Origin of the sequence: Carboxylicivirga marina (assembly GCF_016612505.1) — a bacterium.
Taxonomy (GTDB): Bacteria; Bacteroidota; Bacteroidia; order Bacteroidales; family Marinilabiliaceae; genus Carboxylicivirga; species Carboxylicivirga marina.
This window is the reverse complement of the sequence record NZ_JAENRR010000003.1, coordinates 147,111-160,689: the sequence shown is the minus strand read 5'-3', so window position 1 is coordinate 160,689 and position 13,579 is coordinate 147,111. Positions and strand designations below refer to the sequence as shown.

At 39.7% G+C, this 13,579-nt stretch carries 6 protein-coding genes; 1 reads left to right on the top strand and 5 read right to left on the bottom strand.

All coding sequences use genetic code 11. The annotated features are described in order from the left end of the window. Positions 1-14: 14 nt before the first annotated feature. Genes JIV24_RS02350 through JIV24_RS02340 form a run of 3 tightly spaced genes read right to left on the bottom strand, consistent with a single transcriptional unit; the run spans position 15 to position 7,810 of the window. Positions 15-2,819: a SusC/RagA family TonB-linked outer membrane protein gene (locus JIV24_RS02350; protein ID WP_200463395.1), complete on the bottom strand. Its 2,805-nt coding sequence runs from the start codon at positions 2,817-2,819 to the stop codon at positions 15-17. A 37-nt stretch (positions 2,820-2,856) separates the two neighbouring features. Then, a complete protein-coding gene (locus JIV24_RS02345; RefSeq protein ID WP_200463394.1) occupies positions 2,857-4,761 on the bottom strand; it encodes a RagB/SusD family nutrient uptake outer membrane protein in 1,905 nt (634 codons plus the stop codon). 13 nt (positions 4,762-4,774) lie between these two features. Next, positions 4,775-7,810 (bottom strand): SusC/RagA family TonB-linked outer membrane protein, encoded by a 3,036-nt coding sequence (locus tag JIV24_RS02340; protein ID WP_200463393.1) that lies wholly within the window; start codon positions 7,808-7,810, stop codon positions 4,775-4,777. Positions 7,811-9,193: 1,383 nt separating this feature from the next. Between JIV24_RS02340 and JIV24_RS02335 the strand changes: the two genes are divergently transcribed. Continuing rightward, positions 9,194-9,907, top strand: coding sequence for a DNA-binding domain-containing protein (locus JIV24_RS02335; protein WP_200463392.1), 714 nt, complete (start codon positions 9,194-9,196; stop codon positions 9,905-9,907). Positions 9,908-10,000: 93 nt separating this feature from the next. Here JIV24_RS02335 and JIV24_RS02330 read toward each other — a convergent pair whose 3' ends face one another. After that, positions 10,001-11,644 (bottom strand): right-handed parallel beta-helix repeat-containing protein, encoded by a 1,644-nt coding sequence (locus JIV24_RS02330; protein WP_200463391.1) that lies wholly within the window; start codon positions 11,642-11,644, stop codon positions 10,001-10,003. A gap of 419 nt (positions 11,645-12,063) precedes the next feature. Next, positions 12,064-13,509, bottom strand: a complete 1,446-nt coding sequence (locus tag JIV24_RS02325) for a sulfatase (protein WP_200463390.1) — start codon at positions 13,507-13,509, stop codon at positions 12,064-12,066. Positions 13,510-13,579 lie beyond the last annotated feature (70 nt).

Below are 13,579 nucleotides of genomic sequence, written 5' to 3'. Positions count from 1 at the left end.
TACCATTTTTAAAATTAAAATCCTACGCTTAAACCTACGTTATATGAGGTTAATGTTGGATAAACGGCTCCCACCTCTTCAGGATCCATAATCTCAATATTATCAACAGAGAATAAGTTCATGCCTCTGAAGAATACTTTTGCGCGCTTAAGTTTTACTTTTTCTACCAAGCTCTTTGGTAAATGATAATACACCTCTAGTGTACGTAACTTAAGGTAAGATGCGTCTCTCTGCCATACAGTACTGGCACGATAGTTATTGTCGTTTTTCTCAGGCGTTAAACGTGGCAATGTTGCAGTTGAGGCAGTTGCCGGTGTCCAGCGGTCATTTGAAAATTCAGAGATATTGTTGTTGTTAAACAATGGCCAGAAAATACTTGGCGTATTAAGCATCACAGACACATTGCTGGCACCCTGGAAAATGGCATTAAAACCTGCACCTTTATATTCAGCTCCAAGTGTTAATGCATAATTCACTTCAGGTAACCAGTTATTACCAATGGCAACCACATCAAAATCGTCAATTTTATTATCGCCATTTTGGTCAACGTATTTTACATCACCCGGACGTAATACTTGCGTAAAGGTATATTCAACACCATTATAGATATTATCAACGCCATTTACTTCTCCTTCATTAAAGAAACCTGCATCTTGCAGACCAAAAACCTGTCCAACCTGATGACCTGTGCGACGAAGGTAATCCCACTCACGGAATACTTCATTCTGCTCAATGATTTCGTTTTGCGCCATTGAGTACTGTGCACCAATGGTATAACTGAAATCACCAATATTATCATGCCATAAAGCACCTAATTCAAATCCTTTGTTTTCAACAATTCCGTCAGATACCATCGTTGCAGGTACACCAATCACATTGGATGTTGAATTTGCTTCTGATACTAAAATCTGGCTTCTCTCTTCATAGAATACATCTGCATTCAGGTGTAAGCCACCAAAGAAACGTCCGTCTAAACCAAAGTTAACCTGTGTACTCTTTTCTGGTAATACGTTTGGATTGGCACGACGGCTTTCTTTTAAACCACCTAACTGAGCGTTATTATCACCATACCAGTATTTACCACCACCTGCATATTTTTCGCGGTGTAAGTGTTGCTCATTTTGTTCAAGGCCAACTAAACCAGCCGATGCCCTTAACTTTAACAGATTAATAGCATCAACGCCACTCAAAAAGCTTTCCTCAGAAAGAACCCAACCTAAAGATAATGCAGGGTAGAACTGGAAACGATTTTCTTCTGACAAGATGTTATTACCGCTGTATGATGTCGTTAATCCGGCTAAATATTTTTTATTATAAGCATAATTAACCTGAGCAGCATAGTTTACGCGGTGGAAGGTTTTATTCTGACCAAAGGTTGTTTCGGTATCAACATGAAATAAACCTAAGGCATTTACTTTATGCTTACCCCATTGCTTGTCGTAGTTTAACTTAACGATACCGTTGGCATGACGAGCCTGACCTCCCACATCATCATTAAAAATTAAGGCTGTATTTTCACCACCACTTACCGAAGTAAAGTCATATAATTCATTATTTACCTCGTCAATTTTAGCTGTTTTGTATACATAGGCATAATTCTTGGTTTTTGAATCCCAATACGATACATTGTTATCAAAACCAACCGATGCCGAAAGCTTTAAACCTTCAGTTAAGGCACTTAAATCTTGCTCTACTGTTACATCACCATAAAAAGTACGTTCGTGTGAAATAGCATACCCTGTTCCATTCACATCAGCAATCATGTTATACGGGTATGTTGGTGAACCACCGTAAACACCATTACCGTACTGAACGGGATAAGCATTTGCAGGCGTACCATACAAGCGACCAAACAATTTTTCAGATGTGGCTTTACCCGGACGATTCGTTCCAGAAATACGACCTGCTAAGTTAATTTTTAACAAGGTACTTTTCGTCAACTCGATATCCAGGTTTGTTCGTAGGTTGGCACGACGGTAATTTAATTGTGTCGAATAGCTATTCTCATTTCTATCCTGCTCTAATATACCGTTACCATCCATGTAATTTAATGCCACAAAGTAACGTGTACGTCCTGAACCACCCTGGAATGTCGAATTGAAATCATGCACAAAACCAGTATTGGCCAGTACCTCGTCCATCCAGTTTACATTTGGATAATACTCAGGGTAAGTACCATTTTTGTATGCGTCCAATTGCTCCTGTGAGTATAAGTAATCACGACCATCCAAAGCCATCGCTTCATTCATTGCACTGGCATAGCCATAAGCATCGAGCATTTTAGGCATTCTAAAGGCTTTATTAGTGCTATACTCATACGAGAAATCCACCTTCATGCCTTCGTCAGTACCTCGTTTGGTTGTTACTAAAATGACACCATTGGCACCACGCTGACCATATATGGCTGTTGCGCCCGCATCTTTTAATACTGTTACACTCTCAATCTCGGCTACTGTAATGGTTGCCAGGTTACGTTCAAAACCATCAACCAACACTAGAGGTGCAGAGGTATTGTCTAAATTAGACTGACCACGAACAAACATACCAGCGCCCTGATTCCACCAATCGCCGCCATTTTGTTGGATGGTTAATCCTGGAATCTGGCCATATAAAGCATTGGTTGGGTTAATGGCGAAATATTTTGACAGATCTTCAGCTGTTGCCACACCGGTCGCAACAGTGGATTCATTTGCTGCCTGCGTCACACCATATCCTAAATTAACTAGTGTTGAATCCGACTTTTGTGCTGTTACTTGCCCAATAGTCAGTAAACTAGTGCAGGATACGAAAAGTGCTCTTATTATATTTTTTATATTCATATTCTAACTTTTTTCTATTTTACATTCATCCATTGGACTACCATCCAGGGTTTTGAATTAATCCATACCCTTTTTGTATTTCATTCAATGGGAAAGGCAATAAGTACCATTTTGCATCAAAGAAATTCCACCATAGGCGGCTGTTCACCTTAATTTCAGGATAAGTATAAGTAAAGGTACCGTCGGCATTCTTTTCAATCCATACATTATGCAAGTTTTGAGTAAAGGCACTCTCTAATTTATGACGGGTCATATCAAACCACCGTACTTGCTCATAACCAAACTCACAGGCACGTTCTGTCAAAATTTGCTGAACCAACTCATCTGGTCCCCATGCTTTTACATCTTCAATGTTTTTAAGACCAACACGGCTACGTACTTTATTGATATAGGTATAAGCTTCTCCCATATTACCTAATTTAGCCATGGCTTCGGCGTATGACAGATAAATCTCAGGTAAACGAATGTATGGAAAATGGTGATCTTTAACAGGGTAAGCACCAAATTCGAAACTTGGCATAAACTTACGAATCACCGTACTTCCTGAACCGTTTGAACGACGAGGACCTCTCACATGGTAAGCCCATCCGCCCTGGTTGTTTTTCCAGGTTTGCACCTGTGCACCAGCCCAGTCATCACCTAAACACTGCATGGTTTCATACAAGCGTGGGTCACGATTAAATTGACGTGCGGCTCCACTACCTTCACTTCCTAATGGGTCAACTGATTCATTCCAGCCTGACGCAGGGTCAGTAATTGGTGTACCATCGGCCATTGGGAACATACGCATGTACTCATCGGTACATGTAGCACCACCATAGTTTAAGTTAGAGTCATACATGCTACCACCCCAGCGTTTTGCACTTTCGTATCCATCTCTGATACTAATCAGTACTTCGGTGCTACGACGTGAAGGACTAATACTGAAATTGCCCTGGAAATAGTAGCCTCGACGGAATGCATCACGATAGCCCCATACATCATTTGTTTCAGGCATTTCCAGTGCATATCCTCCTTCAATCTCAATTTTATCAATCAATGCTTTAGCGGCATCGGCAGCTCTTTGCCAACGACTATCATCTTCATTTCCATACCACCACAATAACTCTTCTTCACGACTTGTACCTGCCATATACGGCTCCGGGCTATTAAATAACGGACTGGCCGCAAATAAAAGTAAACGTGTTTTTAAAGCCATCGCACCAGCTTGTGAAAAGCGACCTGATAAATTACTCATATCGGCTTCACTGAATTGCCATGGTAAGTTTGGAATGGCTTTATCCAGTATATCCACAATTGAATCAACGGTAGCTTCAACAGTCATACGCGGATTGGTAAAATCATCATCTGGTGAATAAACTTTACCAATCATAGGTACACCACCATAGTTACGGAATAACTCCGTCATATTGTAAGCAATGATAACTCGTGCTTCCGCCTTTAATTGCTCACGGTAACCTTCTGACATATCAGGTACCTTATGTACATGATCCAATAAGATATGACAGTTACGGATTGCTTTAAAGGTGGTAATTCCTTTATTTGGCACATCACCATATGGTAAAATACACATTGGTGCCAACCATGCATCAGGATGACTAGAGGTTACATGCGAGTTAGCAGAGTTTAATCCACCTGCATAATAAGTGGTCATGGCTGTACCCCATGATTTAAACGTATGTGACAAATCAGTAATGTCCTCTTGCAAATCCTGCCCGATAGCATGGCTTCGGCCATTCTTCAAAATACCTGATCGTAATGAACGATAAGAGCTAAATAACACACGCTCTGCGTATTCAGTTGACGAGAAAATCGTATCAATCGTCACATCCTGTCCATCTGGTTTTTCCAGTGCTCCCGGACCTATATCTTCACATGATGTTGCGAAGAATCCGATGACCATCGCCAACAAAGCGAATTTAAAATATTTTATATGTTTCATCGTCTCTGTTCTTTTAGAAGTTAAACTTAACACCCATGTTATACATCTTCACCATTGGGTAAAGTCCATTAGAACCTGGATTTGATTCAGGATCGTAAATATCAAAATCACTAAATGTTAACAAGTTAAACCCATTGGCATAAACTCGAACATTACGTAATCCTATACGCTCTAAAGCACTAGCTTTAATCGTGTAACCTAACTCTACACTCTTTAATCGAATAAAAGAGGCATCCTGGTAGTACAAGTCAGACACCTGATAGTTATTGTCCTTACTAGCCAATGATAAACGAGGATACTCGATGTGTGCTCCAGCATCTGCTTTTTCCTGTGTCCAGCGTCCGTCATACAAATGATCATATAAAGCACGGTTCTGGCCCGAGAATGGCTGACGTAACACATTAGGTAGTAAACGATAGGTATTAGCTACACCTGACCAGGTCATCGAGAAGTCAAAATTCTTCCAGTTGAAACCCGTATTTAAACCAAAATTATATTCTGGCACATTTGGTGAATAACCAATGGCCTTCTGATCCAGGTCATCAATTTTTCCATCATTATTTAAATCTTTGTACTTCACATCACCTGGAAAACGGTAACCTTGATTTGCATAATTTGGATCTAAATCGGTATTCACTTCGTCGGTAAAGAAGCCATCACTGATATAAGCAAAAGGTTGCCCCTCTGGCTTACCTGTTCTTTCTAGATAGGCATGTGGTTGTGGAACCTCATCCATATATACTATTTTATTACGAGCAAATGACAAGTTGGCGTTAATGTAATACTTAAAACCACCTGCATTGTCGTCCCAGCCTAACTCAACTTCGTAACCTTTGTTTTCACGTTCTTTAAGGTTAACTGCAGGTAGTACAGCTGCCACATAGTTTGGTACAGTTTGACGCGTCACTAACATATCCTCTCTGTACTCGTGGAATAAATCAACACTTGCACTCAAACGGGCATCCAAGAATTTAGCATCGATACCAATGTTCTTTTGAGTAATGGTTTCCCAGGTAACGTTCGGGTTACCAATACGTAGTTCCAGTGCTCCTTGTTGAATATTGTCTGATTCGTATCCGAAACTATAACCAGCAGCATCGTAATTCCATGCATCGGGTTGGTACAAGAAACGGCCACCACCAATTCGGTCGTTACCAACTAAACCGTAAGAACCTCTAAGCTTCAGGTAATCAATAAAACCAACGTTATCCATAAATGATTCTTCAGTAATGATGTAACCCAATGAAACGGCTGGGAAATAATCAAAACGCTTGCCTTCAGGGAAGTTTTCGGAACCATTATATCCCAGGTTGAAGTCAACCATGTATTTTGTCATATAGTTGTAAGTCATTCTCGCAACCATACCCAATGTTCTGTTAGGTATATCTGTAAATTGAGATGGATAGTACACCGTACGTTGGTTATAAAGTAATAAACCACTCACATCGTGATAACCAAACTTACGGTTGTAGTTTAAACCACCTTCAACATACCAGTTACGTGCTTTTGTTGGATCTGGCTCGTTATAACCCAAACTTCCTTCGTCATTAATCTTTCTGAATACGATATTGTCCGGATTCATTGGATCTTTGATGGCTTCGTAGCGATCAGGTGATGAACTACGTGTTTTAGCATGTGTATAGGTTGTATTATACGAACCTTTTAATCGCAACTTCAAACCACGCGTTACAAAATCTAGCTTTTGAATCAGATCCAAGTCCATATTCAATACAGCTCTGGTCACGTTTTGATTACCCCGACCATAAAATGCATTTAATGGATCCTTCATTTCAATGGATACGTTATCGGCCGAAGTAGTTACCCACTTTCCATCAACAATACCTGAACCTGACATTGGCTGTGCCCAACTGGCATCTTTCCAGATTCCGGTTTCAGCATCTTTAGCTCTTGGCTGATTACGTACTTCTGTACGACCACCCAGGCTTACCTTAAGCAAGGTTGATTTTGTTACATCAATATCAAGGTTAGTTCTGTAGTTATATCTATCGAAAGTAAAGTTTTCATCAAATCGTGGGTCAAGATTCTTTAACATACCATCTTGCGTTAAATATCCTAAAGCCACAAAGTAGCGGACTTTGTCTGTACCTCCGCGCATTGTGAAGTTTGTTTTACTCTGGAAAGCCTTGTCTCTAAACAGATAATCATTCCAATCCGTATCAGGATATAACAAGTTACCACCATTGGCAAATGCCTCAAGTGCTTCAGGGCCAAACGTAAAGTTTTCTTCAGGTGTTCCGTCATTAGCTGCACGCTCATTGTGTGCCATGGCGTAAGTATAAGAATTCGATTTTTCAGCCAACATAGTAGGCTGTTGAAATCCAATAGAAGATGAAACAGAAATCTTCGCACGACCTTTTTCTCCGCGCTTGGTAGTCACAATCAAAACACCGTTACCACCACGAATACCATAAACTGCAGTTGCAGAAGCATCCTTCAAAACCGAAATACTTTCAATTTCCTCAGGGTCAATTTGTGAGAATGGACGTTCAACACCATCCACAATAGTTAGGATATTTCTGTTACCACGAATAGCTAGAGCTGCCTCATCAGCTCCTGGCTGCCCTGTATTCTGTACGGCAGAAATACCTGAAATCTTACCTGCCAGCGCATTGGTTACGTTAGCAGTTGGCGACTTCAGCAACTCTTCACTATTAATAGTTGACACAGAACCGGTCACTGTTACTTTCTTTTTCTCACCAAAACCGATAACAACCACTTCGTCAAGTCCGATATCTTCACTGACTAATTGGATGTTAATTGTCGTTTCTTCGCCAACCTTAATGGTTTGTGAGGTAAAACCAATGAAACTGATACTTATTGTTCCGCCAGTTTCAACACTCAGATTGTACACACCATTAAAGTCGGTAATCGTACCTGTTGTGGTACCTTCGATTACAACCGTGGCCCCTACAATGGGATCACCCTTATCATCCGTCACAACACCTGTTCTATTTTGTTGTGCGGAGGCGCTTATAGCCACTGACAACAAGGTGCAGACAAAAATGAATGTTCTAAAGAATCTTTTCATACACTTTGAATTAATATTACTATTTACTCTCACTTCTTTATTTTAGTTATCTATATTTTCAAATAACAGCTCAAAACTACCTTTAGTATACTATATCTATTAACACATTTTTACATTTACATTGACAGTATTTTGGTGTTGCTCATTATTTGTTAATAATTGTCATTTTTGCGACAACAATGATACTTCAATGCTAATTTTCAAGCCCTTACAAAGGGCTGCAAATACTATTCACTGTCTGTTTTGTGCATAATTTATGCTTGTTTAATTCTACTGTAGCAATATTCAACATTGAAATATTAACAGTTCTTTACATTTCAAATGTAGATGCATTCCACCTTAAGAAATGACCACCTATTATCCAAAACTGACCAGATATTGATATTCTAGTAATAGCCCACATAAAACAATAAACATAAAGAGCTTTAACCCGGATTATGTATTAGAATGTCGTCATGAACATTGAAAGTGCAATAAAACAAGGTTTTATCGAAACGAGACATAGCACCGTTCTGATGAGTTGAGATGAAACAACGAAGTGACTTGTTTTGAAGCAATTTCAATGTGTAATAGATTTTCTAATGCATATTGCGGGTTTAACCCAGAATTTATTCAAATACACAAATCTGCATCATTACTGCGCTTCACTTATAATGTCTATTTGATAATGTAGTGGTACTAACTCCTGAAATAATCGGTATGGCTTATCCTATTTAATAGAATTACCATAAAGGCAACTTTTAAAACAGGATTGATACCGATTTAATATCGAAATGAGCCTTTGGTTGGCATACTCCCAAAGGCTTTATCGTTTATTATCGGCATCAACAATTGCAACTTTAAAGGCTCAATTAAGGTTCACTTTGAAGTGCAATTTGTATGATATACCTATTGGGAAAGGAATAATACCGATAACGAATCAAAACGATTGATAAAAAATCAATCTGTGATTCTGTTTCGGCATTAACCCATGTAATAAGCAAAATGCTTTATCAATCATTTTGTTATTCATTTGGTATAATTATAACGTGAATGGATATAGTAAATTGTATTAGTAATAAACCCCTATCGTATCATTAAAATCACCAAACTCTCAGATGTAAACATAATAAAGCCACTTAGGATTTATCACACTCAAAATCATACCACGTGTTACACTTCTGACTACTAGAATCAGAAAACAAACCAGTAAATCATTAAAATACTGAACAAAGCATAAAATAACGTTTGTGTGCTTTTAGCTACTAATCAAGGTAATAAGTCAATTTATCAATTAGTAATAACTGTTCATGTAATCCTTTATAGAACTGACATTTATCATTATCCATTACTATTACGCACTGTAATTTAGTTATCGTATTAATTAAAACTTAAAACTAGATTATGAACATTTTAAATTTATGGTTGTATGACAACCAACTAACCGAAGACCCTAACGACTTTTTTGGTATGGTAAAAAGCAATGGTAAAGTTGGAAACCGGGAAGTGGCGAAACTTATTGTTGATGATGGTTCTGAACACAAGGAAGAAACCATCTACAATCTACTGACCATTGGTGATAAAATGAAAGCCAAACTAATGGCTCAGGGCTATTCCATCAACACACCACTTTGTTATGGACGATTAGGTGTGAGTGGCGTATTTGAAGGGAGCTCGGCTAAGTTTGATACCACGAAGCATAAAGTAGCTGCCACGTTTACCCAGGGAAGCGAACTAAGAAATGCTTTAAACGAATTAAATGTTGATGTATTAGGCATAGCTCCTACTGGCCCTGTCATTGGTCAAGTCACCGATAGTTTAAGCGGTCATAAAGACTCCATCATCACAGCCAACAATGTCATTACTTTAAATGGTAACCGAATACGGGTAGAAGGTGATCATGAAGATATAGGCTTGTGGTTTGTGAATGTAACTGATAGCACCAGAACTAAAGTGACTCAACTGGTGAAGAATGATCCAAAACAAGTCATCGCAATGGTACCTGCCTTGACTGCAGGCGAATACGAACTGGAGATTATTACTCAGTTTGCCGGAGGTAGAAAGCTTTTAAAAGAACCCAGGCAATCAACTTTCGAACATGTATTGACAGTTGAATAAAATTTACCTCACGATATTACATCAATAGACCGCCCGGTACATCGATGATGTACCGGGCGGTATGTTATCAGTGTACCGAGGGGTAGAGTCTTACTATTCCTTTATCTCAATCGCCCCCATATCAGGTAAACCATTAATTTTATTGCCTAATATATCGCTCGTTACTTTTAAACCAATGTACAAACCCTTATCATCACCTGGAATATTGGGGATTGGAATACCCTTGTCTTTAATCAGACTGATATTCTGAGGTATATAGTCTTCTACAGTACTTCCGCCAACTTTCGCAAACTGAGCATCTCCTATGACTGGTGCCTCATCCTGAATCAGCACTTCTTTCGGCCAGTTATTGGCATTCAAAAAGAGGTTATTCTTAAACACTATGTTTTTAACAAGTGATTCACCGGCTACTTCGGGTTTATACTGATCGCCCAGCACAAGCTTGCTGCTTCCCTCAATGTAAAAGATATTATTAGCCAATAGTGCTCCCGCAGCTGCTCTATCCACAGCTATCTTTGCTTCAATATCACTTTTTACATAAATCGTATTGTTATAGAAATAACTATTGAAGGGTCCATTTCTTTTTCTTCCTTTTCCGTTAAACCCACTTAACCAAAAGATTTTACCTTCCTGAAAAGCACCATTGACTTTTTTAACCCGGTGACCATCGTTGATACTGATGTTATATCGATAAGCACAATTGTAGTTATTGCCAAGTATCTCACAAAATCCACCGGCATTGCCTTCACTCACATTATATTGCACAATCACATTATCACAATTGAAGTCAATATGACAACCAGCAGAATCGGCCGGTCCGTTGGCAAAACGAAATTCATTATGCTCAATCAATACCGTGGAACAGCCCCAGGTCCATAAGCCACTGCCACGTCCCCATTTTCGGGTATCGGTAGTACTGCCCGAATAGGTAACAGTATTTCCCTTTACATGTCCATTTAGTATACCACTCATTTGCATACCTGGTCCTCCAGTGTGCGTAACTGTATTGTCGTACAGCTTTAAATCCTGTATACTGTGTTTACTTCCGGTAGCTTTTATACCTGTATGGCCAACATTTTCCACATGGCAATTGCTTACCTTCATATTCTTCAGAACAGCTCCCTTGGTGCGATTAATCAAACGAATTCCCCACCCATAGGCTTGTGTTCCATTGGCCGAGTTAGTTTCTTTTTTACTGCGCACCACGTCTTTATCAGCATAGAATACATCTTTTATATGTAAGTCGGACAAACTAATATTTTCATAATCTGCTACTTTATCGCAGGTAATCAGTACACCGCAACGCATATCGTTCTTACTACCTGTCGCACCAGGCATACCACCTGCATCAGCCGTAATTTCCAAATGACTGACTTGAATATGACTGCAGTTCAGTAACAATATTCCATTACGATGCCCTTGTGCATTAATGGCTGGCAAGGTGTTCTTATCTGTTTTAATAAGGGAGAAATTCGAAATGATAATTGGTTTACGTTTAGTTCCAATGACATTCTTTAGTTCAAGCGTACCACTAAAAGATTGCCCATTAGCCAATAATATTTTATCACCCGATTGGAGCCTTAAAGTATTGGCATGTTTCAAGCTTTTAAAGGCTGCTTTTGCAGATAATCCAGTATTGGTATCATTGCCGTTAATGGCATCGATGTAATAGGTCGTTGCCCAAAGTGGCAGGCTTAGAAATAAAGCTGTTATGAGAATTGTTAGTTTTTTAGTCATTTGATATTTTTATAGTTTGAACTACTTTTAAAATCATTACCATTTCTTAAACACCTCATCCCGGCCTTTCCGCTTTGGCGGAATAAATCCTCCTCGAGGAGAAGGAGAACGCATCCACGGCGATACAAAGCCACTTTTTTAATGCTCCAACGTCCCATGTTGAGTACTTCCTCTCCTTACAGGAGAGGAGTGAGGTGAGGTATTATTTTACCAGTACACACATTATTTCTATACATACAATTTCCTATGAGTTTTTAATTCTTTAAAATAGTGTGTTTGAAAATTTTCTCCCCCTCTCCCTTCGGGTTTCTCCCCAGGGGGAGAATTATATACGGGTCAAATTCTTCCCTTGGGGGAAGTGCCGTCAGGCGATGGGGGAATTGCATAATGTTTGTAATAAACCTACACTACTTCCCAATCTATTTCTTTGATTTCCACTTTTCTTTATCCACACCATACACGCTCCAGGGAGAGATATACTCCTGGATGGTTTCAGTATCTTGCTTAGGTAGTCTGGCTGCCAGTTCCTCTTTTTTACTTTGATATTGGCTATCATTGGCCAGGTTATGCCACTCATTGGCATCTGACTGGTGGTTATATAACTCCTCGGTACCATCGAAGTATCGGATGTATCGCCATTCGCCTGTTCTTACCGCATAGTTACCTCTTCCCCATGAAGTAATTGTTGGTTTACTCAATTCCGTATCTGTATTTTCTAAAACAGGTACTAAACTTTCACCATCAACATATGCGGGAACTTCGATACCTGATAGGTCTGCAAGGGTGCGATAGATATTGATTAATGAAACAGCTGGTTTATAGATCTGAGCTCCCTGATGTGTTTTATTTCGGCCATCATAAATAATAAAAGGGACACGAGTGGCTTCTTCCCACAGGGTAAACTTCTTAAAGCTCATTTTCTCACCCAAATGAAAACCATGGTCGGACCACAGGACCACCACGGTGTTATCGGCATACGGACTTGCTTCCAAAGCATCCAGCACACGCCCAACATTGTAATCGGTCCAGGAAATACAGGCTAAGTAAGCACGTCGTACATCTTCCCAGGCTTTATCTTTTTTAAAACGTTTGTCGTCACCTGCTCGTCGGAAGCTATTGCCTTCGGTAGGTATATCCTTCAAATCATCAGCCAATATAGCTGGCGCCTCAATATCATCAGGCAAAGCATTAAAGAAGCGTTCGGGACAATCGAACGGCAGGTGTGGCTTTACCAAACCAACGGCCAGAAAGAATGGTTTCTTGTGTTCTTCTTTTAGTACTTCAATGCCATAGCTGGCCACCTGGTGATCCACATGTTCTTCATCGGCATTCACCGTAGGGCGAAATGAATTCTTTTTGCTATTACCAACCTGATAGCCGGCACCTTCCCTAAATTGTTTTCTGGAGTTCTGCAATTCAAAAAAATCGCTCCACTCACGCTCATCCCCCTTGTTTCCATGGTGTATTTTACCCGCTCCATACGTATTATAGCCATTCTCCTTTAACAAGCGAGGTAAGGTGGTGTAGCGCTCCATCAACTGCTCATGAATGGCATGTTCATAAAAAGGGTACAAGCCAGAATTAAATGGCTCAACACCATATAATAAAGCGTTACGACTAGGTGAACAACCTGGCGCAGAACAATGGGCATTGATAAAGTTCACGCCTTTAGCGGCCAGCTTATCCATATTAGGTGTCATGGCCTGTGGATGGCCTCCCAGAAAGCCGGTCCAGTCATTCATATCATCAATGGCGATGAATAGGATATTAGGAGTCTCTGCCTTGGCTTTTTCTTTATTTGATGCCGTCATACATGCTGATGAGCTTATTAGCAGTATGAGTGATATGGTTTTTAGTAGTTTCATATTATAATTGAATCATTGTTAAAGTTAACACCTCATCCCGACCTTCTCCTCAAGGAGAAGGAGAGCACAT

Coding starts and splice junctions, on each gene's coding strand:
- JIV24_RS02350 (WP_200463395.1), bottom strand. CDS start 2,819: ATGAATATAAAAAATATAATAAGAGCACTTTTCGTATCCTGCACTAGT.
- JIV24_RS02345 (WP_200463394.1), bottom strand. CDS start 4,761: ATGAAACATATAAAATATTTTAAATTCGCTTTGTTGGCGATGGTCATC.
- JIV24_RS02340 (WP_200463393.1), bottom strand. CDS start 7,810: ATGAAAAGATTCTTTAGAACATTCATTTTTGTCTGCACCTTGTTGTCA.
- JIV24_RS02335 (WP_200463392.1), top strand. CDS start 9,194: ATGAACATTTTAAATTTATGGTTGTATGACAACCAACTAACCGAAGAC.
- JIV24_RS02330 (WP_200463391.1), bottom strand. CDS start 11,644: ATGACTAAAAAACTAACAATTCTCATAACAGCTTTATTTCTAAGCCTG.
- JIV24_RS02325 (WP_200463390.1), bottom strand. CDS start 13,509: ATGAAACTACTAAAAACCATATCACTCATACTGCTAATAAGCTCATCA.